Here is a 22,977-nt window from a genome sequence, read left to right as displayed (position 1 = left end):
GGCCAGTGCGTTCAGGTTATCCACTCAGGTTATAAAAAGAGCAACTCTTAATTAAAAATTATCTTTCCAACCTCTCAAGACTGCAAAAACTTCCCAGGGTTCAGTGACTTCACGGTTGCTGTGTTTTTTTGCGGCATCGATCACACTGACTTCTGATACCCGTAAAAACGGATTGCTGGCCAATTCCTGTTGCAGCAGGGAGGGGACCGTCGCCAGTCCCTGCGCTCGCTTGTTGAGTGTCTCCTCAACTCGATTCTTCAGCGCCTCATTGAGAGGTTCTACGGCCTGGGCAAAGGCCAGGTTCGATTGGGTATATTCATGGGCGCAGAACACTCGGGTTTGGGGGGGTAAGTGCGCCAATTTGGCCAGAGAGGCCTGCATTTGCTTTGGTTCGCCCTCAAACATACGGCCACAACCTCCCGCAAACAAGGTGTCACCACAGAACAGTACAGCTTCATCCGGGCAATGAAAGGCAATATGGTCCAATGTATGCCCCGGAACCTCCAGCACTTCGAAGCTTATATCGTCTTTCAGTGAGAGCCGATCGCCTTCGCTCAATGGCTGAGTGACGTTATCGATGTTGGCGGAATGAGGGCCATACACCGGGATGTTGCGGCCTTTCTGCAGAGCGTCAATACCGCCGGTGTGGTCAGCATGATGGTGGGTGATCAACATCCCGACCAGCTCAAGACCATAATGTTCAAGCGCTTGTTCAACCGGGCGCGCATCCCCGGGATCCACCACATAAGCCCGATTGCTGCCAGAGCGATGGAACAGCCAAAGGTAATTATCATTGAAGGCGGGTACCGGAATGATTTTAAGCATAAGGTCTCGTAGAGCTTTTGAGTGGATACCGGCATAATACAGAATCCAATCGCTGAATGCATAATCGTTGATCACATTGTGGCCATTTGGGCAGCAGGACAGACGAGATGAGAGGGATTTATGGCATTGCTTGATGGGTTATCCAAGATCAAGCGCTGGGCAGAAATGCGCCACGGACCGCGATCTTCGGCTGTGACGATGACGTCGTTACAGGGCTGGGAGAAAACGCCATTGGCTCAGGCGATCTTTACCGAACAAAAAGACGTGATGGGCAGTCTGCTGGGTGAGTTGTTTGGCTACCACCTGCTGGAAATGAGCTGTTTTGATCAACTGCAATTGAGCGATAGTAGCCGCATCAACCACAAATTTCGCATCACCCCGGTTGCGGGCTTTGACGCGGGGGCGTTGGCGGAATTTGAGGCACTGCCACTTGCGCCTGAATCCATTGATGTAGTGATTCTGCACCATGTGCTGGAATACTCGACCAAACCGCACCAAGTTTTAAGAGAGGCCAACAGGGTATTGATTTCCCGGGGGCACCTTGTGATTGTAGGCTTTAACCCCTGGAGCCTTCAGGGAGCCTATAAAATAGTGGCTCAATGGGTGGGGGCGGGCAGCTTCTGGCGTCGGCGCTCGCTGAGACCCGGGCGAGTCATGGACTGGCTGCATTTACTCGATTGTGAGCCTGTGGACTTGCAAAAAGGCTTCTATCGTTTACCGATAAATCATGCCGGCTTGCTTGAAAAGTTCAGTTTTTGGGAAAAAATCTGCAGCCGCCTAAAGCTGCCTTTTGGCGGTTTTTATGTATTGCTGGCCAGAAAAGACCGGGTCTCTATGATTCCCACGAAACCGTTATGGAACAGCTTTAACCCGGTGGCCGGGCTCGTGCTCGGCAAGCCGACATCCCGAGTTCCCGAAGCTGTCGGCCAACGAATTGAATGTAAAAAAGTAAGAGGAAAGAAGTGAAGCAAGTAGACTTGTTTACCGATGGCGCCTGCAAAGGCAACCCTGGTCCTGGTGGCTGGGGAGCCTTACTGCGCTATGGCGACGTTGAGCGCACACTCTGTGGTGGCGAGGCAAACACCACCAATAACCGCATGGAGCTCATGGCTGCCATTGAAGGCCTGAAGGCTCTAAAGGAAAGTTGCGAGGTGAATTTGACTACAGATTCCCAATACGTGCGGCAGGGCATCATGTCATGGATGGCTGGCTGGAAGAAAAATGGCTGGAAAACGTCGGCCCGAAAACCGGTGAAAAATGAAGACCTTTGGCGTTTATTGGATGCTCAGGTGAATCGTCACAAGGTACACTGGTTTTGGGTCAAGGGTCACAGCGGCCACCGGGAAAATGAAATCGCCGATGAACTGGCCAATCGAGGCATCAGTAAAATCAGTGCCTAACCTGAATCCGATTCTGTAACAGCCGTCTTGGGCTTATCAGAAACGCCTTCCGGGTACTGACCCACCTGGAATTTATCGAAGCCGCCAAAATAGAGAGTCACTAGAGACATGCGCCAAATTGTACTGGATACCGAAACGACCGGTCTGGAGCCGTCACAAGGCCACCGGATCATTGAAATAGGCTGTGTTGAGTTGGTCAATCGTCGTTTAACCGGCCGCCATTACCACCAGTACATCCAGCCCAATCGAGCGGTGGATGAAGGGGCAATGGAAGTTCACGGCATCAGCGATGAATTTCTTAAAGACAAGCCCGTGTTTGCCCAAATAGCGCAAGAGTTCATGGACTTTGTTCGCGGTGCAGATCTCATCATCCATAACGCGCCATTTGACATCGGTTTCATCAATCATGAATTTGCCAAGTTAAAGCCGGCTTACGAGCCGGTTACCGAACACTGTGGCGTCATCGATACCCTGGTTATGGCTCGACAAAAGCACCCAGGGCAAAAGAACAACCTTGATGCGCTGTGTAAGCGCTATGGTGTCGATAACTCCCAGAGGGACCTTCACGGCGCGCTGCTCGATGCCGAAATTTTAGCGGATGTGTACCTGCTGATGACCGGGGGGCAAACCAATTTGTCATTGGGAGGTGCCGAATCCGGGGATGCCAGCTCCGGGGGAGCGCAAATACGGGGAATACAACGCCTCAACCCGGATCGACGCCCGCTGCCGGTTGTCCAGGCCAGCGCAGATGAGCTGGAGCGGCATGAACTCAAATTACAGGAGTTGGGCGAGGCGTGTGTCTGGCGCAGCTGAGGACGCCGCTGGGACCTTCAGTGGAGCCGCAGTTTACACCGCATTAAAAAGTAGAGCAGTTAAAACCGTAGTTAAAAACCTAGTTAAAAACCTAGTTACAACCGTGGTTACACCGTACAGGCAGTTAGAGCCGCAGTAACAAACCTGGAAAGCCCTTAAAAAGCCAAGCTGGGCCCGCTGCTTTAAGCGCGATGAACGGTTAACGCCGGGCAAAAACCACTCATCACACCGTAGCAAGGTGATTCTGCTGAACCATAAACCCCAAATTCAAACCCCCAAAGCGAGCCTTTAGTCTCGCTTTGGGGGGGGTATAACGTGAGCTGACGGCATCAGCTCACGTTGACTGTCGTGGTTAAAGCGCCGTCAGGACCATTAATAAACCAACACTGCCCAGAACCAGAGTGTATGGCAACGCCATGATGACCATACGGCCATAAGACAGGCGGATCAGGGGGGCCAACGCTGAGGTCAACAAAAACAGGAAGGCCGCCTGACCGTTCGGCGTTGCTACGCTGGGAAGGTTGGTGCCTGTGTTGATCGCCACGGCCAACTTGTCAAAATGCTGACGGGTAATCTCTCCGGCATCCAGGGCATCTTTCACTTCATTGATGTAGACCGTAGCCACAAATACGTTGTCGCTGATCATGGAAAGTACACCGTTGGCTAAAAAGAACATGGCCGGCTGGATGGACTCTTCCAGAGATAAGACATAGTGAATGATAGGACTGAACAAATGCTGGTCGTGAATAACCGCGACTACCGCGAAAAAAACAACCAGCAAGGCGGTGAAGGGCAGCGCTTCTTCGAAAGCGTGACCAATTTGATGCTCTTCGATGACGCCGTTAAAGGCGGTAAGAAGAACAATGATCATCAAGCCAATTAAGCCCACCTCAGCCACATGCAGGGCCAGTGAGGCAACCAAAATGATTGCCACCAAAGCCTGCACCACCAATTGAGCGGTATCTCGTTTGGTTCTCTTACTCTCTTCTGCCGCCGCAAAATCTTCCAAAACATGACGAACACTATCTGGGATTTCGACGCCGTAGCCAAGAATTTTAAATTTCTCAAGAAGGAAGCAGGTGGTCAGGCCAGCTACTAGCACGGGCATGGTAACGGGGGCCATGATGGTGAAAAATTGTACAAAGCTCCAACCCGCGGTTTGAGCAATCAGCAGGTTTTGTGGTTCTCCGACCAAGGTGCATACCCCACCCAGAGCTGTGCCCACAGCACCATGCATAATCAGGCTTCGTAAAAAAGCGCGAAACGCATCCAGGTCATCCCGGTGGAACTCTGTGACATGCTGGTCATCGGCGCTGTCATGATTGCCTACATGGATGTTCTTGCCAGAGGCCACCTGGTGGTAGACCGAGTAAAAGCCTACCGCCACGGTAATCAATACCGCGGTTACGGTCAGGGCGTCCAAAAAAGCTGAGAGGACGGCCGCCACCACACAAAACAGTAAAGACAGCAGCGCTTTGGAGCGTACACCGATGAGGATTTTGGTGAAGACGAACAGCAGCAGGCTCTTCATGAAATAGATGCCGGCCACCATGAACACCAACAGCAAAATGACTTCCAGGTTAGCCTCGACCTCATGGTATATGGACTCCGGGTTGGTCATCCCCAAAATCGCAGCCTGAATGGCCAAAAGTCCGCCAGGCTGCAGCGGGTAACACTTCAGCGCCATCGCCAGGGTAAAGATAAACTCCCCAATCAGCAGCCAACCTGTGACAAACGGTCCTAGGATATACAGGAGAATAGGGTTGATAACCAGGAAACAAACAATGACCTGTTTGTACCAATTAGGAGCTTGCCCAAGAAAGTTCTTGGTAAGTCCTTCAAAAAAAGTGTGAGCCATGTTCATCGTCCCTTAGTGCTGCCGCAGCCTTAGTGTAGAAGGTATAGTCGCAGGCAACCTCATCGTAGTGTTATTGGGTAGCAATGCAGGCTGGCGTCACCGTACATTGCTTACCTCCGTTGGGGTTATTATTGTGGAGGGCGTGTGTGTATGAATACAGGGGACATGAAATTACCTTGATCCTAAAAAAATTCAAGCATTTCAATAAGATCTCGCTGTAATTTAACCATTTTTTTGAGATTATAGGCGTCACAGATTACTTTTAGGGCCAGAGCCCGTCAGGCACCGCCTGAAACTTGAACACTTTGGTTTCATTCTGCCCTCAAGGCAGCTTGGACGCGATCAGCCAAGTATAACCGTAGTGATATCTAGATTGGTTGATCCACCACATTTAGCAATAAGGATAAATGCGTGCTACAGAATGAACGTGTCAATATCAGCTCCCTGAACCTGGTGAGCAACGAACTCGTTGCAACCATTGAGCATGCAGCCAATAAACTTGAACAGTTTGCAGCCACACCGGACAACGGAGATCTTCTTCAGTCCAGTATTGATGCCATTGAACAGATACGAGGGACGCTAAACCTGGTCCAGCTTTATGGTGCCGACCTGTTGGCCGAAGAGATTTTGTGCCTCGCAAAGACCATTGAGCCTCAGACCGGTCAGGACCTGAGTGGTACCCTGGGTAAAATCACCGGAGCCTTTTTCATCCTGCCCAGATACCTGGAATACACCCAACAAACACGTCGCGGCATGCCGGTTCTGTTGATTCCATACATTAATGAATTGCGCCAGGAAGCTAAAAAGCCACCTCTGCCTGAAAGTCACTTCTTTACCCCCCCCCTCAAAGCCAATTACAAGCCAAAGTCGGCGGGCTCAGCCCTTGATGCTGAGGGGATGAGCGCGTTGATTCGCCGGCTCCGACACATGTTCCAGGTTGGTTTGCTCAATGCTATCCAGGGCAAGCAGGTGCCTTCAGCACTTGGCATCATGGAGCGCGCCCTGGAGCGTCTGGAAATTATCGCAGGCGGGCGGGCGATGGCTCAGCTTTGGTGGCTGGGCGCTGCAACGCTTGAAGCTATGCGCACCAATAACCTTGAAATCAGCAAGGCCCGTAAATTATGCCTAACGCTGCTGGATCGCCAAATCAAGGTACTCCAGGATAAAGGGTTACTGGCGCTTGAGGCACAACCGCCTGCAGCCTTGATGAAACAGTTGCTGTTTATTGTCGCACTGGCACACAAACCCGGAGCAAAGGCACAACAAGTACTTTCGGCTTTTGCCTTGCCGCCACTGGGCTACAGCGATTCCGACCTCAGAAATGAACGAGAAGCCCTCAAGGGGCCCAGCATTAATACTGTGGCATCGGTTATGGCGGTGCTCAAGGACGAGTTGCGCAGCATCAAAGAGATACTTGAAAACTCATCCCAGGCCAGTGACGGTGGGCTGGGGGAGTATGGAGAGCTTTCCGCTCATATGGTCAAACTCGCTGACATCCTGTCCGTGGTTGGTTTAACGTCTGCGAGCAGCACGCTGAAAGAAGAGGCGGCGAACATCGATACCTGGCAGGAAGCGAACAGACCCGCTGATAAGCAGGAACTGGTGGAATTGGCAGATGCCTTGCTGTATGTAGAAAGCACGGTAACGGGATTGGATTCGCTCAATTTAACCGACGAAAAGTTGTTAAAAGCCAATTCCCTCGCGAGACAGGAAGTCATCGCTTCGTCTCAGCTGGCAGAAGCAGAGATGGTGGTTATCAAGGAAGCAGAATCCGGGCTGGCGCTGACCAAAAGAGCCTTGAGCTCGTTCGCAGACTCGAATTACGATCACGGCCACATTAAAAATGTGGGCGCTACACTGAACACCGTGAGGGGGGGAATGACGATCCTCAATCTTCAGCGGGCTGCCGCTGTGATCAACAGCTGTGTGGAATTCATCGAAGACACACTGCTGGTGAATGACCAACCAGTGGCGATTCAACAATTACTGGAGACCTTTGCTGACGCAATTATCGGCCTCGAATACTATCTGGATGCGGTCAAAACTGACCGGTCGGCTGATGACGCAGTTCTGGCCATTGCAGAAGAGAGCCTGCAGGCTCTCGGGCATCGCGTTATTCCTGTTTGAGCGTGTTAACAACATTCGGTTAAAGTGAGTAAATCATGTGGGCTTTCAACGCTTTACCAAGGCGGCTGTGTTATGTTTACCCCAGACCATAGACCACAACAAGAGGGACTGGAAAAGTGCTATGTCCCCATATCCGACGGGTTATTGCTCAGCTCTGTGGAGTATGGATGGCAGCCTCTTCCCGCGTCCAGCTGGCGCTTCGCCAACCCTCAATTAGAAGCCCCTCAACATTACATTGGTCGCTATTTTGATAAAGACTGTTATGTTGTGGTTCTTGAAGCACAGCCTGACGTTCATCAACATCACTGGCAGAATTTGCGTCAGCTTTTAGGGCTGCTGGATGAGATCAGTTACGAGGTGGCCGCCAGGGCCCTGCAAGTCGTTAACTGGGACCGGGATCATCAATTCTGCGGTCGCTGTGGCTCACGGACAGAAAGTCATCATCGGGAAATGGCCAAGCACTGCCAAAGCTGTGACGCCTTGTTTTATCCGAGGTTGTCACCTTGCGTGATCACGGTGGTCACGCGGGGGGAGCACTGCCTACTGGCTCATAACCCAGCCTTTCCCTCACGCTTTTTCAGTGCGCTGGCGGGCTTTATCGAGGTCGGCGAGACCATTGAGTCTGCTCTTCGACGTGAAGTCAGGGAGGAAGTGGGCATTGAAGTGGGCAAGCTGGAGTACTTTGGGAGCCAGGCCTGGCCATTTCCCGGGCAGCTGATGATTGGCTTTATGGCGGAATACCAAAGCGGTGACATTGTGGTTGACGGAGTCGAAATTGAAGAGGCCAATTGGTACCGTTACGATGAATTGCCTTTAGTGCCACCCGCAGCCTCTTTATCCGGCCAACTGATTAGTCATTTCGTGAAAATGCACAAGAGTGCCTTGTGACACCTTTGAGCGGTGACATACACGCACCCACTGGCTGTTCAGGTAAATTCAGTGATAAGCGTTGATGTGTGACATTGAAGTCTCTGGAATAGCAGCGACATCGGCAAAGAAGATAAAAATAGGATAAATATATGTTCTACGGTGGATTAGCTATTGCCGTTGCAATCATCAGTTTGCTGGTGTTGCTGCGCGCATTAAAAACCTTATTCAGTGGTGGTTGGTTAATGGGCTGGTTAAAAGGCACTTTAGGACTGGCGCTGGTTGTTCTGTCTGCCATCATCGGTCTGTTTGCCTGGGATGTGTTCAGCTATCACGAACTGTTGACTGAAAAGTCGGTCGCGACGATCAGTTTTAAACAGCTGGAGGATCAGCATTATCAGGCTATATTAGTCAATGCAGACGGGGTGGAACAAAAGTTTGAATTAAAAGGAGACCAGTGGCAACTGGATGCTCGCATTTTCAAATGGCAACCTTCACTCGCACGCTATGGTCTGAAGCCAGGCTATCGGCTCGACCGTCTGGCGGGACGGTATTTTTCCCTGGAAGAGGAGCGTTTATCGGAACGGACCGTGTACGACCTCAACCCCAGCATATCGGGAGTGGACGCGTGGCGATGGTACAAAATGGTTGATCAAAATATTCCCTGGCTGGATGCCCTCTATGGCAGTGCCACCTATGTACCCATGAGCGACGGAGCGCTTTATGAAATCAATTTAACCCACAGTGGATTAATTTCCCGCCCCCTTAATGAGCCTGCCGAAGTAGCAATCAGGCGCTGGCAATAAAGTTGTTAAATATTGGAGAATACTTTGGAGTTTTTAACCGAATACGGACTGTTTCTGGCAAAATCCATTACGGTTTTATTGACCGTATTGTTGATTGTTGGGTTTGTTGTGTCGATGGGGCATAAGAACAAAAGATCAGAGAAGGGGCATATCGAAGTAACCCGCTTAAATGATCAGTACGAAGCGACTCAGGATGCACTGAAAGACGTAGTGATGGATTCTGAGCTGCGCAAACAAGAGCTGAAAGCTCACGAAAAAGAAGAAAAAGCGGAAGCCAAAAGCCGGAAAAAAGCCGCTAAAAAACACCCTGAAGATATAAAAACCAAACCACGGGTGTTTGTTTTAAATTTTGATGGAGACATTAAAGCTTCTGCTGTCGACAATCTGCGTGAAGAAATCAGCACGGTATTGTCCATTGCAACCGCTCAGGACGAGATCCTGCTTCGGCTGGAGAGTGGTGGTGGTATGGTTCACAGTTATGGCTTGGCCTCAAGCCAGTTGGACCGGATTAAAAAGAAAGGTATCCCCTTAACCGTTTGTGTCGACAAGGTGGCTGCCAGTGGTGGCTATATGATGGCGTGCGTGGCGGATAAAATCCTGGCGGCACCGTTTGCGGTCATGGGCTCCATTGGTGTGGTCGCTCAACTCCCGAACTTCCACCGCTTATTGAAAAAGAACTATGTTGACTTTGAGATGTTAACCGCAGGCGAGTACAAGCGTACTTTAACCATGTTCGGTGAAAATACCGATAAGGACAGAGAGAAGTTTGTCGAGGACCTGGAAGACACCCACACATTGTTCAAGGATTTTGTCAGTGAACACCGCACCGGGGTTGATATAGAACAGGTTGCCACCGGCGATGTCTGGTTTGGGCGCCGGGCGCTGGAGCAAAAGCTGGTGGATGAACTTATGACCAGTGACGAATACATACACAACCGACTGGAAACCGCCGATGTGTTTGAGGTGGAATTTATCTTTAAAAAGAGCATTCAGGAAAAACTGGGCATAGCGGCACAGGGAGCGGCTGATCGCCTTTTGCTAACCTGGCTTACGCGCTTACAAAGTATGCGTTTCTTTTCCTAGCTAAAACACTCGTTTACGCTCCACTTTGTGCTAGTTTAAATAGGTACAGACATGATTTTCTGTACCTGATTTAACTTACGCGAGCGGTGTAGTGCGATGAGTAGCGCGATAAGACAACCGTTTAAAGCACTTTGGGTAACTGAAAACGGCACCAATAACTTTGAGCGTTTTATAGTACAGCGACATACAGACGATTTACCAGATCACCCCTTGCTGGTAAAAGTGAAATATTCCTCCCTCAACTACACCGACGCCTTGAGTGCCCATGGCAACAAAGGGATCACTCGCCAATACCCTCACACGCCAGGCATAGATGCCGCCGGGGTCGTGGTTAAAGATGACAGCGGCCAGTTTCAGCCCGACGATGAAGTGATTGTCACTGGCTACGACCTGGGCATGAACACCCCTGGAGGCCTCGCCGAATATATCCGTATACCCTCAGAGTGGGCGGTGAGATGCCCTTCGGGCCTATCGCTTCGTGAATCCATGGAGTACGGTACCGCAGGTTTGACTGCAGCGCTGTGCGTACAAAAGCTCATTCAGATGGGAGCCAAACCGGAAGATGGGGATGTCGCCGTTACCGGAGCGACTGGGGGAGTAGGCTCTTTATCCGTTGCTCTGCTGGCGAAACTCGGTTACACCGTGGCGGCAATCACCGGTAAGCTGCAAGCCAACGAAGGGCTCATCGAATTGGGGGCGACCAAGGTAATTGATCGCAGCAGTCTGGACGAGTTGGCAGGTAAATCATTGGCCAAGCCCCACTGGGGCAATGCCATAGACTGTCTGGGGGGAGACTATTTATTCAGCCTGATCAAATCCTTGCATTACGGGGGCAGTGTTGCGGCTTGCGGTCTTGCGTCTGCTCCGACGTTCAGGGGCAACGTATTCCCCTTTGTGTTAAGGAATGTGAACCTGCTGGGGGTAGACGCTGTGGAGCAACCCCTGGAGGCTAAAATAGAGATCTGGGGCTTGCTCGCGGGCCCCTGGAAAGTGGCTCAGTTGGAATTTATGACCACAGAGCTGAGCCTTGAACAGGTGCCCAAAATTTTAACCCAAATCTATAATGGGCATTCATTGGGGCGTTACCTGATAAAACTGGCGGACTGAAACCCCTGATGTTTTCCCAAAAGCCAGCCCCCGGTAAGAAGGTTCTGGTGACGAGTGGCACCACATACCCGGCACACCGCCCATGGCTTCATCTGGCGCCGCTCAGCAGTTTAAGTGCTCGTCACAGGTGCCGTGGATCTCTTTTTCGATTGATGAACCAAACGATCGCACCAGCAAGCCAAGGGATACATCAACATGGAGACAGTTGTCTTCGCTGGTTAAAGTACCTTTGCTGCCGCTGATGTGCCTGTAGTGAATCACATTGCCATCGACCACTTTGCTGCCACCAATACGGGCGATTAAGCCATCGGTAATCTTATCGGCAAGCTTTTGACAATCTTCCTTTCCTAAACCGTGCTCCCGACGAATCTGGATTTTTTTCATTGACTGATTTCCACTCTGACTCATGATTATCGTGCGTCATTTTACGTCATCGACGCTAAACGCCCAAATGGCTTTGTTCAATAATTGGGCTCAAGTTTAAGATTTCAACAGCTTGCAGGCAATATTGACGCCAAAGTCATCGAGTCGACAGGCCGAAGTTTGGAGATATACTAGAGGAAAACAATGCCAAATTACGCGAAAATAGCGAACACCCAGTATTCAATTTACTGGAAGACAGTCTTTCGTTCAAACGCTGTGGGACATCGAATTGGCGCAAAGCGCCATAGGCGACCGCAGGCGTCAGACTTTACTGAATAAAGACCAAAGGAGTGAATATTTTACACCGCAGGGCGGGAAAGATATTTTGGGTCAACCTCGGAGTGGCACGCTTTTTCAGTGTAAGCTTAGAGCCTGGGAGCGCCTCCGTGACGATGTTAAATGTTAACGCCTAAATACCCGTTACTTAAAGGCGCCACTCCAACACAGGAAGCCAACCTGAAAGCACAAGGAGCGATTCGTACAATGCTTGTCCACCGGCTCACCAACTACCATCTTTTCAGCAAAGGACCATGTCAAAGTGGGTAACTATAAGGTTCGGATTTATCAGTGTGTCACCGCTTGTCTTTGGGCACTATTGTTGAGTTTTATGGTATATAACCCGGTCAGTGCCGATGAGTCATCTCACAGCAGTGATCAAAATGTGCAAAATCTCAAGGCACGAATTAATGCCATCAAGGTTGCCGAAAACCTGGAAGCTGATGAAAAAAAAGCAATTTTGGACTTGTACAGCCGGGCTGTTGAAAACCTGGAAGGGGCAGAGAAAAACCGCTCGCGGGCAAAAATCTACGCGGATTTAATGGCAAAGGCCCCGGCTGATTTAAAATCACTTGAGCAGCAGATTTCAAATTTGAAATCCGCGCCTGATTCCGTTCAGGATCTGGAGGGGCTGTCCAACCAACAGCGTATCTCTAGCCTGGAAAAAAGCCTGTTAAAGTTACAGACCGAGCTATTGGAGTCACGAGCAAAACAAGCCGATATTCGTTCCAAAATGCTGGCGGACGAACAAAACGTGCTGAAGTTGCTTGAAGAGGCGACGCAACAACAATCGCAAGCCAAAGATGAGCTGAACAAAAATCGCACTGGCGACAGTGTTGAGCTCGCGAATGCTCGTAATACTTTTCAGTTAAGCGAGGTCGAATTCACAAATTCACGGGTTGAAATGCTTCGCCAGCGATTGCTGACCCGTGATACCCGCGCGGAGGTTTTGGATCGAGAAGATAATCTGTATACGCAAAAGCTGAACATTACCAATCAAAAAATTAAATTGGTAGAAGATGCTCTAAGCCAGGTAAGAAAACAGGTTGTTGACGAAAAGGTAGAAAAAGCCCGGCAGCGCGAAGATCAAATTAAAAAAGCCACCCCGGACATTCAGGCGGTAGCCGAAGAAAATGCCAACCTGGCCAATGATTTATCTTTTGTTGTGGCGCGCACCTCAGAGCTCCTTTCACAGTCTGAGCAATTGTCAAAAGAACTAAACCGAGTTGAGCGCTATTTTTCCAGTATGTCGCAGCAACTGTCCATTGCCGGTGCTGAGAGACTTTCTACGCTGAGTGTAGATCTTCTCGAACAGCGCAAGCAGTTTTCGAAAGACTTACCACAGTTAATTAATACCAACACCCTGGAAAAAGAACTGACTCATGCACAAATCAACCAGCTTCGTCTTGAGGATCGTCAGCACGACCTGATCACTCCTGAGCCGCCGGAATCGAGTGGGTTGTTGAAGGAATTGCTGCAAGAACAGCTTGAGCTACTTCGCGATAATGTTAACGCTTACCGGCATTATACGAGTGCCTTAATCAATGTTCACAGCGAAAATACCCAATTGGGCAAGAGGGTAGAGGAATATCAAGAACTGTTGAACAGTCGCTTATTTTGGATTCCAAGTACTACCCCCGTCACCTTCAACAGTATTAGCAATGTAAACCGGGATCTGCTTCGTTTGCTTGGCAACAAGCACTGGCATGAAATTTCCAAAGCAGTGCAAAACTTCAACAACCCATTTAGCGCCACCCTGTATTTTTTATTGGCCTTTATGCTGACAGCGTTAAAAAGCAATCTGAAGAGACAGTTAAAACACTTGGGTGAGAACGTCGGTAAAGTGAATGTCGACAAACTGAGCAGCACCTTCTATGCCTTGTGCATCACTGTATTGCTGGCACTGCCCACTGCCTTGTTTTTGATGGGATCAGCTGAACTGCTGGAAGGGGGCAGAGGTTATGCCGCTCACTTGAGGCAGGGCTTTACTAACGCAGCTATTCTTTGGGTGTTATTAAGTGTCTTCTTTCAAATTTGCCGCAAAGGTGGGTTAGCTGAAGTACATTTTAAATGGAGTCCCCGTATTATTGCCCTGGTCAGAAAGCATCTGCCCTGGCTGATGGCCGTTATGGTGACAATTTCCGTATTGATGCCGATCATGAACGACGCTGTAGAGCCTTACGAAGCCATCAGCCGCTCACTTTTTATTATCGCCTCTCTGGCTCTGTCGCTGATTAGCCACTTTATATTCAAACCAAGTGCGGAAGTTTTGACCGATAAGTTGGTAAAGCATCCCAGCCAACGTCGATTCCTGCAGTATGGGGTTTATGGGTTTACCGTGGGTATGCCTCTGATCCTCATTGTGGTCTCTTGCCTGGGGTATCATTTTACAGCTCTGGAAATACTGGGCAGACTGTTAATGACTGCCTGGCTATTGGCGACCTTTTTGGTGATCTACTCACTGGCCATACGGGGGGTTGCATTACTCGAGCGACGCATGAAGCTTGAACGCATCAGAGCCAAGCGCAAGGCCGAAAGGGCACTGCAGGTTAGCCGGCAGGCGGCTGATGATGCTGCCGAAGGCGTGCCGGAGAGCCTGATTTTGCAGGAAGTCGATATGGATGCGGTCAGCCAGCAGTCCCGTGGCTTTATTACGCTTATAACCGCTGTTCTCGTCGCTTACGCCTTATGGAATGTCTGGGGTAATGTGACACCGGCGTTGAGCGCCTTCGACACGATGGAGCTTTGGGAGGTTTCCACCTCGGACCCCAACGCACCGTTAAGATCAGTCACGGTCTGGGACCTGACCCTTGGCTTACTGGTGGTGGTGCTGACGTATTTGGGGGCCCGCAACCTTCCCGGTGCTTTAGAAATCTCAGTGCTGCGAGGCATGGATCTCGGACCTGGAGGCAGTTATGCCGTCATTACCGTGGTCAAATATCTAATCATTCTGTTGGGTACTATCGCTTTTCTAAATTTGATCGGGGTCCAGTGGTCCAAACTGCAGTGGCTGGTCGCTGCCATGGGCGTCGGGCTCGGGTTTGGGCTGCAGGAAATCCTGGCAAACTTTGTCTCTGGTTTGTTGATCCTGTTTGAACGACCCATCCGGGTTGGGGATACCGTCACCGTTGGGGAGCATACGGGGACTGTGACTCGAATTCGGATACGAGCCACAACACTGACGGACTGGGACAGAAAAGAACAAATTATTCCCAATAAAACCTTCATTACCGAACAGCTCACCAATTGGACATTGAGCGATCCCATCACCCGCCAGATTATTAAGGTGGGCGTGGCCTATGGCTCTGATGTCGAGACCGTGCACAAGCTGTTAACAAAAGTCATTTCTGACAATGAAAGAGTCATCAGCGACCCACCACCCGCTGTCTTTTTTGTCGGGTTTGGTGACAGCAGCCTGGATTTTGAATTGCGTGTATTTGTGCCGGGCATGCTCGACCTGATGCCCCTGGTTCACGAGTTGCACGTCGCCATTAATCAAACCTTCAAAGCAAATAATATCGAAATTCCTTTCCCGCAACGGGATGTGTGGGTCAGATCCGGTGGGGAGGACAGTGCTGAGCCGCCTGAGTTTATTCCGTCTGCGGACGCAGGGGGCTCGGGCGATAAGGATGCTCCCAGTCCGGCATAACCCTCAAACTCAGCCACAGTTATTACCGCCAGCTTGTGTTGGTGACCGTTACGGTTGAGCTACAGGATGAGGTAAGACAGTAAAAAGGGCAGGACCAGCACCGTGGTTAACGTTGAAACGACCACAATGCCCGCCACTTCTTCGGGTTTTTGCTGATAGTGAACTGCAAACAGGTAATTAAAGACTGCGGCGGGCATGGCGGCCTGCAGCAGGATAACATTTCGGGTTACCCCTTCCAGGCCCAGTAGGGTGCACGCAGAGGCGGCAACGAGCAGACTGAGAGCAAGTTTAAAAAGGCTCAGGGACAGGGCCCGCTGCCAAAATTCCACTTTCAAACTGGTCAGGGAAACCCCCAGGGTTATCAGCATCAATGGAATCGTTACCCCACTTAATAGCTCTACGGTGTGGGCCGCCCAGACCGGCAGGGCGATCTGGTTACCACAGAGAATCAAACCAATTGCCATGGCGTAAACCATTGGCTGCTTGAGTAAGTTCTTAAGCGCATGTGACAGGCCGTCTTCAATGCCTTCAAGAATCAGCAGCCCCAGGGTCAGGTGGCCAAACATCATTAGCAGAAAATAACCAATTGCCAGCGTCAACCCGGTTTCACCAAAAGCAAATAAACACAGCGGGAGTCCCATATTACCGCTGTTAGGAAACAGCAGTGGTGGCAAATAGGTCTTGTAATTTAGGTTAAAGATTTTCAAAACGACAAAACAGCAGACTAACATCACACCCAAAATCAGGGTGGCAACAAGGGCGACATCGCCCAGCGCTGACAGCGATACCTTGGTACCAACGAGGCTATGTAGGATTAAGCAGGGCGCTCCAATGTTCATGACTAACCGGCCGATAAATTCCGACGGGTAATCAAATCCCATTTTTTTCCAGCCGATGCCAATAGCGGCACAGATCACAATAGGGGTAAGAATGTTGAGCAGCGGTGAAATCATACACAGAACACTAAGGGGTTATAAGATTAGGCCAACAGCCAATAAAAATAGATGGCCACCGCAAATACACACAGGATATTGAGAACCAACCCGGCACGCATCATGTCTTTTTGGCGAATGCAACCACTGCCAAATACAATCGCATTGGGTGGTGTGGCGACAGGCAACATAAAGGCACAAGACGCTGCGACGGCGATCACTGCTGAGGTCACAATGGGGGAGAGCCCCAAGGGTTCGGCAACCGCTGCAAAAACCGGGATCAGCAGCGCTGCGCTGGCCGTATTGGAAGCCATTTCCGTTAAAAATATCACAAACCCTGCGATGCCGAGTAACGAGATAAAGATCGGTGCTGCTGTCAGCATATGGGTCAGACTCTCCGCCAGGAAAACACTGGTCCCGGTGATTTTGAGAACACTGCTGAGCGTCAAGCCTCCGCCAAACAGCAGCAAAACCCCCCAGTCTGTTTGCTGTTCAATTTTTTTCCAGGAGGCCGACTGGGTGACACCTATCAACACGACCGCCACAATGGCAACCCAGGAGTCAAATTTATCAATACCACCCAAGGCCATCGCCAAAGGCTTGGAGAAGATCCATAAGCTGATCGTGCCCACAAAAATCGACAGTGTGATGACCTTGGGGACACTCCACTGTACAGGTTCCTGATCCGTGGCAATGTTTAAATCCAGCGCCGGGCGAAAAATCAGATAGAGCGTGAGAATTGCGAAAGGCAAAATCAACAGACTGATGGGTAGGCCTATGGCCATCCAATCCCGGAAACTTAACCCGGCCTCGGAGGCCGCGATGGCGTTGGGCGGGCTACCAACCAGGGTGGCAATCCCGCCAATACTGGCGCTGTAAGCGATACCCAAAAGAATGAAGGTAAAAGTCTTGTGATACCGTTGCCTATCAAGGCTCCCCAACAACCCCAGTGCCAACGGCAGCATCATGGCGGTGGTTGCCGTGTTGCTGATCCACATAGACAACAGCGCAGATACCAAAAACAGCAGCAGGGCGGCGACAATAAACCGCCCTTTAGCCAGGGCCAGGATCCGGTTGGCGATCATTCTGTCCAAACCTTGCTGGTGCAGCGCCGCGGCCAGGGCAAATCCACCGAAAAACAGGAAAATAATCGGATTGGCGAAGCTGATCAGCGCTTCGGGTGTGGTTTGCAGCCCCATGAGGATGGATAACACCGGGATCAGCAAGGCCGTAAAGGTGATATGAGTAGCTTCCGTCAGCCATAAAATGGCAATGAATATCAGCAGACTCAATCCGGAGTTAAGGGGTTTTTCGTACGGAAGCCAATTTAACAGGACCATCAGAAGCCCAAGATCCGCCAGCACAACCCCCCATTTAGTGGATCCTTCACTGACTGTTGTGGGCTCAACCTGAGGCATGTTTACTCCATTAAAACTTGATTGGCTTTTGGAGGGCGTAAGTTTACATGTTTATTAGGCGACATCAGTACCGATTTATCAGCGCTCGCTACAGCGAATCCTGAAGATTAAGCCCAGGGATGGCGGGAACCATCAGGGCGCGGGCCGGTCATATTTCTAGACGTTGTAACTGTGTAGTTTGAATACATTACTTCGCATAATGTATATTATGTTAAATTGAGTGTTTAATCAGATAGTCATTCCAAGGTAATGATTTGATTGGCTTTTCGCGTAAACCTGGCCTGAGTCGATAAATGCCCCCCAGGTCAGATTACCGGTTTCACCGGAATCGCTCTATGCTATAGTTGGATTCGTTTAAATTTCCTGTGTTTTTTGATTTTCTGAATATAAGTACGTTTGATAAAGTAGTCGTTAGTGCCAGATTCTTCGTGATTGAATATCACTGACCCGCCTCACGTTCCAGACAGAGACTGTTTATGCGCAAGACATGCCGCCGCTTTTTGATCCCCCTGATAACCTTCGGTTTTCTTTCGCTTTCAACCCTTAGTTTCAGCAAGGACGTTGAGTTTCATTTCACAGAAGAACAATCGAAGACTGCGGTGGATATCATCGACAAGCTCTCCACCCGCCATTACCGCAATCAACCCTTTGATGACGAGTTATCCGAGGCCATGCTGGACAAATATATCTCCAGCCTAGATCCCGCCAAGGCATTCTTTCTCAAGACTGACATCGACAAGTTTCATAAAAAATACGCCACTAAACTGGATGACACCATGCTCAAGGGGGATCTTGACCCTGGCTATGATATTTTCGTCAAATACTTTCACCGCGCCACCGATCGTTTAGAGTGGGTCATTTCGCAGCTCGAAAGCCCTGAAGGCTTCAATTTTGACTTCACCAAACAGGAGTCCATCCCTATTTCTGATGACGCCCAGGAATGGGCGAAAAATGAGAAAGAAGCCGACGATAAATGGCGTAAGCGGATAAAAGCCAGCATTTTGAGCCTGAAACTGGCCGACGAAAGCACCGAAAAAGCCAAAGAAGTGTTGTTGCGTCGTTACAAAAACCAGTTAACCCGTCTCGAACAGCAGGACTCTGCCGATGTGTTCGAAGCGCTGATCAACGCCCTCACCCTCCTCTACGATCCGCACACCAGCTATCTGTCTCCGCGCACCCTGGAAAACTTCAATATCTCCATGTCTTTGTCTCTTGAAGGCATCGGTGCCGTACTGCAGTCTGAAGATGAATACACCAAAGTAGTACGCCTGATTACTGGTGGGCCGGCAGCTAAGCAAGGCGAGTTAAAGCCTGCGGACAAGATTATTGCTGTGGGCCAGGGGGACGAAGGTGAGATGGTGGATGTGGTCGGCTGGCGTCTGGATGAGGTGGTTAAACTGATCCGCGGCGGTAAAAACACCATCGTTCGCTTGAAAGTGATGCCTTCTGAAAGCTCAGACGACGGCGCTCGCAAAGTGATTCGAATCAGTCGTGACGAAGTCAAACTGGAAGAACAAGCGGCAAAAAAAGGCATTATCGAGCTCAGCGATGGCGATAAAGTATTCAAATTGGGGGTCATTAACGTACCGGCCTTTTATCTGGACTTTGATGCTTATCGTCGCCGGGATCCTAACTACAAAAGCACCACCAAGGATGTGTACAAGTTACTCAAAGAGCTGGAACAAGAGCAGGTGGATGGCCTGATCATTGATTTACGCAATAATGGTGGCGGCTCGTTACAGGAAGCCACGACGCTCACGGATCTTTTTATTGATCAGGGGCCTGTGGTGCAAATCCGTCAAACCAGCCAAACCATCTCGCGCAACTACCGTTCGCGCCATAAAGCGGTCTATCGTGGGCCGTTGCTGGTCCTGACCAATCGTCTGAGTGCCTCGGCCTCAGAAATTTTTGCCGGTGCGATCCAGGACTACAAGCGCGGTCTGATCGTCGGCAGTCAATCGTTTGGTAAAGGAACAGTCCAGTCATTGACGCCGGTTTACTCTGGCCAACTGAAAATTACCGAGTCTAAGTTTTATCGAGTCTCGGGGGACAGTACTCAACATCGCGGTGTGATTCCGGATGTCAGTTTTCCCTTTCTGGTGGATTCGAAAGAAGTGGGTGAAAGCTCCTATGATACGGCTCTCCCCTGGGATCAGATACATCCGGTCCCCCACGAGGCTTATTACAATATTGACGCTATCATCGGCGAGATCACCCGCAAACATGACATTCGCAAGTTGCAAGACCCCGACTTTGTCTATCTCAACAAGCAGGTTAAAAACCTGGAAGAAAGCCGTTCTCGCCAGGAACTTTCTCTCAATGAGCAGGAGCGCATCAAAGAGCAGGAAGACATGAAAGCCAGGTCACTGGCCATTGAAAATGAACGTCGCACCGCCAAAGGGTTGGAACCCTATGCATCGTCCAAAGAGTGGGAAAAAGAAAGGGATGCAAAAACTGCTGAACGGATAGAGCAAGAAACATCCTCGAAGCAATTAAATACCGACGACGATGCCCTACTCTCTGAAGCCGGTTACATCCTTATCGATATGATCAACCTTTTGAACAAAGGTCCAGAGCAAGTAGCCAATTTTTAAAGTCGGCTTGACCTGACTAAGCCAGCCATGCGCTGGCTTTTTTAATGCCCAAACTTTGCCTGCTCGATCTTCTGTATTTTGAATTTCACCCATTTAAATTGAGAGACCTATGAAAGTTATTTCGTTTAACGTCAACAGCATTCGTATGCGGTTGCATCAATTACAAGCGATCATTGAACGTCACGATCCGTTATTAATTGGCCTCCAGGAAACGAAAGTTCAGGACCAGGACTTTCCCATCGACGAAATTCGACAAATGGGTTATGACGTGCTGTTTCATGGCCAGAAGACTCACTATGGCGTCGCCCTACTCTCTAAAGTCCCCATGTCGGCCACTCATAAAGGTTATCCAACGGATACCGACGAGTCCCAAAAGCGCTTTGTGGCGGCTACCATTGCATCTCCATTTGGCGGAGAAATAAAGGTGATCAATGGGTATTTCCCCCAGGGTGAATCCATTGACCATCCGACCAAATTCCCGAATAAACGGGCTTTTTACGCGGACCTGCAAATATTCTTGAATAAGCATTGCCACCCTGATGATCAAGTCATTGTCATGGGCGATCTGAATATTTCGCCTACCGATCTGGACATCGGGATTGGTGAGGACAACCGAAAACGCTGGTTGAGAACCGGTAAGTGCAGCTTCCAGCCGGAAGAACGTGAATGGTTTGCCCGGCTGTGCGACTGGGGACTGGTCGACAGCTTCCGGCATTTACACCCTGAGGAAAGCCAGACCTTCAGCTGGTTTGACTATCGCAGCAAGGGCTTTGAGCGCGAGCCCCGACGCGGCCTGAGGATTGATATGATCATGGTGTCGCAAAGCTTGTTACAACACTGTAAATCCGCCGGTGTGGACTATGACGTTCGTGGAATGGAAAAGCCGTCCGACCACGCGCCTATCTGGACGGAATTTTCGCTTTAACAGCAACTAAATGCCGGATCGCCGGTCATAGACGTAACCACTGGGCAGGGTCAAAAAGTTGATCGACCCGGTGGCTACGCAATATCTTTGGTTCCAGGCTGTCGCCCAATATTTTTAGGGCGATGATTACATCAGATCGATTATCAGGGTGTTAATGTTATGTTGTTAAAAAAGAGTGCCAATAACCGCATTCTTGGCAGTCAAATTACCCCCGAAGATGTGTATTTGAATCGCCGATCGATCCTGAAAAGCCTTGGTATCGTCGCGGCTACAGGTTTGTCGTTGAACAGTCATGCCGGAATCTTCGATCAATTGCTGGGAAATGATACGCCCTCTGAAAAAGCCCCTCGCAAGCCATTAGCGTATACCCCCGGAACACTCGACCCGGGGTTGATACTGACCCCGGAGTCCAAAGTCATAAACCACAATAACTTTTATGAATTTGGCACCAACAAAACCGACCCAGCCAGAAACAGCCAACACTTAAAAACCGAACCCTGGACCCTGACAGTTGAGGGCGAAGTCGAAAAGCCTGGAACAATCGATGTGTGGGAGTTGATGGAAACCGCGCAGCTGGAAGAACGGATTTACCGTATGCGCTGCGTCGAGGCCTGGTCGATGGTCATTCCCTGGCTGGGCATTGAGTTAGGCCCACTGCTGAAGAAATTCAAACCGACCAGCCGCGCCAAATACGTCGCCTTTGAGACTTTGTACGACCCAGAGCAAATGCCTGGCCAAAAGTCTCGCTACCTGGGTGGCGGAATTGACTATCCCTATGTTGAGGGGCTGCGTATCGACGAAGCCATGCACCCGCTGACCACCTTGGCTTTGGGGCTTTATGGTAAGACCCTGCCACCACAAAACGGGGCCCCTGTTCGATTGGTGGTGCCGTGGAAATATGGCTTTAAAGGGATAAAATCCATTGTCAAAATACGTCTGGTGGAAAAGCAACCGCCGGTGACCTGGAATATTCTGGCGCCTCATGAATACGGTTTTTATGCCAATGTGAACCCCTCCGTTGACCACCCGCGCTGGTCACAGGCCAGTGAACGTTTTATCGGGGAAGGCGGCGCCTTTTCCAGTTCGCGACAGAAAACACTGATGTTCAATGGCTATGCCGATGAGGTTGCATCACTTTATTCCGGCCTGGACCTGAGAAAATATTTTTAAATGACGGCTCATCAGATGCTAAAGCCCGGTCGCAAAACATCGAACACTTTGCGTGTCTGTGTGCATATTGGTGCTCTCGCCCCGCTGCTCTGGCTGTATTGGGCAATACCACAGGGAGTGCTAGGGGCGGACCCGGTGAAAGAGCTAACCCACTTTTTGGGCATCGGGGCCCTGCGCTTGCTGTTGCTGACGTTGTGCATTTCGCCGTTGGCCAGAGCACTTAAGTTTGGCCTTCTGGTGCGTTTGCGCAGACCCCTTGGACTGTGGTGTTTTGTCTGGGCTGCGTTGCATTTTTCCACGTGGCTCGCTCTCGATTTGACCTTTGAATGGTCATTAATCGGGGAAGAATTGATTAAACGAACCTATATTCTTGTGGGCTTGCTGGCCCTGTTGTTGCTGCTGGCATTGGCAATCACCTCGATCCCCAAGCTCATGCGTTCCATGGGCAAGCGTTGGAAACAACTTCACCGCACCATCTATGTCATTGCGTTGCTGGTGTGTTTGCACTTCTGGTGGTCGGTAAAGAGCGGCTGGATTGAGCCCTGCAGCTATTTGATCATTGCCCTGTATTTATTGTGGCTACGACGAGACAGCATTATGTCTTACGTTCACTTTAAGCATCGCCCGGTTGCCCATGATAACGGGGCTTCAAGCTGAAACCTGCAGTTTACCGCCAGGTCCACCGTTCGCCACTGACCGGCAAG

At 50.2% G+C, this 22,977-nt stretch carries 18 protein-coding genes; 13 read left to right on the top strand and 5 right to left on the bottom strand.

Features of this window, described 5'->3' with window-relative positions; translation table 11 throughout:
- Nucleotides 1-51: 51 nt before the first annotated feature.
- Entirely contained in the window at nucleotides 52-825 is a 774-nt protein-coding gene (gene gloB, locus G8770_RS07395) for a hydroxyacylglutathione hydrolase (RefSeq protein ID WP_167184118.1), read from the bottom strand.
- Between the two features lie 120 nt (nucleotides 826-945).
- On the opposite strand from gloB, the gene G8770_RS07390 reads away from it, so the two are divergent.
- From G8770_RS07390 to dnaQ, 3 genes are all read left to right on the top strand, one after another.
- Complete coding sequence (locus G8770_RS07390) at nucleotides 946-1,791, top strand: class I SAM-dependent methyltransferase (RefSeq protein WP_167184115.1); 846 nt, start codon at nucleotides 946-948, stop codon at nucleotides 1,789-1,791.
- Entirely contained in the window at nucleotides 1,788-2,225 is a 438-nt protein-coding gene (gene rnhA / locus G8770_RS07385; protein WP_167184112.1) for a ribonuclease HI, read from the top strand. The genes G8770_RS07390 and rnhA overlap by 4 nt, the downstream gene beginning before the upstream one ends.
- Before the next feature lie 108 nt (nucleotides 2,226-2,333).
- The gene (gene dnaQ, locus G8770_RS07380) at nucleotides 2,334-3,038 is read left to right on the top strand and encodes a DNA polymerase III subunit epsilon (RefSeq protein WP_167184109.1); all 705 of its coding nucleotides are present in this window, start codon (nucleotides 2,334-2,336) and stop codon (nucleotides 3,036-3,038) included.
- Nucleotides 3,039-3,390: 352 nt separating this feature from the next.
- Here dnaQ and nhaB read toward each other — a convergent pair whose 3' ends face one another.
- Entirely contained in the window at nucleotides 3,391-4,896 is a 1,506-nt protein-coding gene (gene nhaB, locus G8770_RS07375; protein ID WP_167184106.1) for a sodium/proton antiporter NhaB, read from the bottom strand.
- A 411-nt stretch (nucleotides 4,897-5,307) separates the two neighbouring features.
- Here nhaB and G8770_RS07370 point away from each other — a divergent pair, with 411 nt between their 5' ends.
- The 5 genes from G8770_RS07370 (at nucleotide 5,308) to G8770_RS07350 (ending at nucleotide 10,886) form a co-directional block, all read left to right on the top strand.
- Entirely contained in the window at nucleotides 5,308-7,023 is a 1,716-nt protein-coding gene (locus G8770_RS07370) for a FimL-related protein (protein ID WP_167184103.1), read from the top strand.
- A 72-nt stretch (nucleotides 7,024-7,095) separates the two neighbouring features.
- Complete coding sequence (nudC, locus tag G8770_RS07365; protein ID WP_167184100.1) at nucleotides 7,096-7,911, top strand: NAD(+) diphosphatase; 816 nt, start codon at nucleotides 7,096-7,098, stop codon at nucleotides 7,909-7,911.
- A gap of 131 nt (nucleotides 7,912-8,042) precedes the next feature.
- Nucleotides 8,043-8,696 (top strand): cation/multidrug efflux pump, encoded by a 654-nt coding sequence (locus G8770_RS07360; RefSeq protein WP_167184097.1) that lies wholly within the window; start codon nucleotides 8,043-8,045, stop codon nucleotides 8,694-8,696.
- Between the two features lie 24 nt (nucleotides 8,697-8,720).
- Complete coding sequence (gene sohB, locus G8770_RS07355) at nucleotides 8,721-9,779, top strand: protease SohB (protein ID WP_167184094.1); 1,059 nt, start codon at nucleotides 8,721-8,723, stop codon at nucleotides 9,777-9,779.
- Between the two features lie 96 nt (nucleotides 9,780-9,875).
- Nucleotides 9,876-10,886 (top strand): YhdH/YhfP family quinone oxidoreductase, encoded by a 1,011-nt coding sequence (locus tag G8770_RS07350; protein ID WP_167184091.1) that lies wholly within the window; start codon nucleotides 9,876-9,878, stop codon nucleotides 10,884-10,886.
- 102 nt (nucleotides 10,887-10,988) lie between these two features.
- On the opposite strand, the gene G8770_RS07345 is transcribed toward G8770_RS07350, so the two are convergent.
- The gene (locus G8770_RS07345; protein WP_167184088.1) at nucleotides 10,989-11,270 is read right to left on the bottom strand and encodes a polyhydroxyalkanoic acid system family protein; all 282 of its coding nucleotides are present in this window, start codon (nucleotides 11,268-11,270) and stop codon (nucleotides 10,989-10,991) included.
- 646 nt (nucleotides 11,271-11,916) lie between these two features.
- Between G8770_RS07345 and G8770_RS07340 the strand changes: the two genes are divergently transcribed.
- Nucleotides 11,917-15,234 (top strand): mechanosensitive ion channel domain-containing protein, encoded by a 3,318-nt coding sequence (locus G8770_RS07340; protein WP_243760338.1) that lies wholly within the window; start codon nucleotides 11,917-11,919, stop codon nucleotides 15,232-15,234.
- 59 nt (nucleotides 15,235-15,293) lie between these two features.
- Here G8770_RS07340 and G8770_RS07335 read toward each other — a convergent pair whose 3' ends face one another.
- Nucleotides 15,294-16,187: an AEC family transporter gene (locus tag G8770_RS07335; RefSeq protein WP_167184082.1), complete on the bottom strand. Its 894-nt coding sequence runs from the start codon at nucleotides 16,185-16,187 to the stop codon at nucleotides 15,294-15,296.
- A gap of 26 nt (nucleotides 16,188-16,213) precedes the next feature.
- Nucleotides 16,214-17,584: a DASS family sodium-coupled anion symporter gene (locus tag G8770_RS07330; protein ID WP_167184079.1), complete on the bottom strand. Its 1,371-nt coding sequence runs from the start codon at nucleotides 17,582-17,584 to the stop codon at nucleotides 16,214-16,216.
- 476 nt (nucleotides 17,585-18,060) lie between these two features.
- Here G8770_RS07330 and G8770_RS07325 point away from each other — a divergent pair, with 476 nt between their 5' ends.
- From G8770_RS07325 to msrQ, 4 genes are all read left to right on the top strand, one after another.
- The gene (locus G8770_RS07325; protein WP_208022107.1) at nucleotides 18,061-20,178 is read left to right on the top strand and encodes a carboxy terminal-processing peptidase; all 2,118 of its coding nucleotides are present in this window, start codon (nucleotides 18,061-18,063) and stop codon (nucleotides 20,176-20,178) included.
- 109 nt (nucleotides 20,179-20,287) lie between these two features.
- Complete coding sequence (gene xthA, locus G8770_RS07320) at nucleotides 20,288-21,103, top strand: exodeoxyribonuclease III (protein WP_167184076.1); 816 nt, start codon at nucleotides 20,288-20,290, stop codon at nucleotides 21,101-21,103.
- 159 nt (nucleotides 21,104-21,262) lie between these two features.
- Nucleotides 21,263-22,273 carry a protein-methionine-sulfoxide reductase catalytic subunit MsrP gene (gene msrP / locus G8770_RS07315; protein ID WP_167184073.1) on the top strand — a complete coding sequence of 337 codons (1,011 nt, stop codon included), beginning with the start codon at nucleotides 21,263-21,265 and terminating at the stop codon, nucleotides 22,271-22,273.
- Nucleotides 22,274-22,930 carry a protein-methionine-sulfoxide reductase heme-binding subunit MsrQ gene (msrQ, locus tag G8770_RS07310; RefSeq protein ID WP_243760320.1) on the top strand — a complete coding sequence of 219 codons (657 nt, stop codon included), beginning with the start codon at nucleotides 22,274-22,276 and terminating at the stop codon, nucleotides 22,928-22,930.
- Nucleotides 22,931-22,977 lie beyond the last annotated feature (47 nt).

It is taken from the genome of Pseudomaricurvus hydrocarbonicus, assembly GCF_011602365.1.
GTDB classification, from domain to species: Bacteria; Pseudomonadota; Gammaproteobacteria; order Pseudomonadales; family Cellvibrionaceae; genus Pseudomaricurvus; species Pseudomaricurvus hydrocarbonicus.
Note: the sequence above shows the minus strand (reverse complement) of the source record. Positions and strands in the feature narration are given on the sequence as shown.

What these genes read in the sequence shown, in the direction of transcription:
- gloB (WP_167184118.1), bottom strand. Translation starts at nt 825, where the DNA reads ATGCTTAAAATCATTCCGGTACCCGCCTTCAATGATAATTACCTTTGG.
- G8770_RS07390 (WP_167184115.1), top strand. Translation starts at nt 946, where the DNA reads ATGGCATTGCTTGATGGGTTATCCAAGATCAAGCGCTGGGCAGAAATG.
- dnaQ (WP_167184109.1), top strand. Translation starts at nt 2,334, where the DNA reads ATGCGCCAAATTGTACTGGATACCGAAACGACCGGTCTGGAGCCGTCA.
- nhaB (WP_167184106.1), bottom strand. Translation starts at nt 4,896, where the DNA reads ATGGCTCACACTTTTTTTGAAGGACTTACCAAGAACTTTCTTGGGCAA.
- nudC (WP_167184100.1), top strand. Translation starts at nt 7,096, where the DNA reads ATGTTTACCCCAGACCATAGACCACAACAAGAGGGACTGGAAAAGTGC.
- G8770_RS07360 (WP_167184097.1), top strand. Translation starts at nt 8,043, where the DNA reads ATGTTCTACGGTGGATTAGCTATTGCCGTTGCAATCATCAGTTTGCTG.
- G8770_RS07350 (WP_167184091.1), top strand. Translation starts at nt 9,876, where the DNA reads ATGAGTAGCGCGATAAGACAACCGTTTAAAGCACTTTGGGTAACTGAA.
- G8770_RS07345 (WP_167184088.1), bottom strand. Translation starts at nt 11,270, where the DNA reads ATGAAAAAAATCCAGATTCGTCGGGAGCACGGTTTAGGAAAGGAAGAT.
- G8770_RS07340 (WP_243760338.1), top strand. Translation starts at nt 11,917, where the DNA reads ATGGTATATAACCCGGTCAGTGCCGATGAGTCATCTCACAGCAGTGAT.
- G8770_RS07335 (WP_167184082.1), bottom strand. Translation starts at nt 16,187, where the DNA reads ATGATTTCACCGCTGCTCAACATTCTTACCCCTATTGTGATCTGTGCC.
- G8770_RS07330 (WP_167184079.1), bottom strand. Translation starts at nt 17,584, where the DNA reads ATGCCTCAGGTTGAGCCCACAACAGTCAGTGAAGGATCCACTAAATGG.
- G8770_RS07325 (WP_208022107.1), top strand. Translation starts at nt 18,061, where the DNA reads ATGCGCAAGACATGCCGCCGCTTTTTGATCCCCCTGATAACCTTCGGT.
- xthA (WP_167184076.1), top strand. Translation starts at nt 20,288, where the DNA reads ATGAAAGTTATTTCGTTTAACGTCAACAGCATTCGTATGCGGTTGCAT.
- msrP (WP_167184073.1), top strand. Translation starts at nt 21,263, where the DNA reads ATGTTGTTAAAAAAGAGTGCCAATAACCGCATTCTTGGCAGTCAAATT.
- msrQ (WP_243760320.1), top strand. Translation starts at nt 22,274, where the DNA reads ATGACGGCTCATCAGATGCTAAAGCCCGGTCGCAAAACATCGAACACT.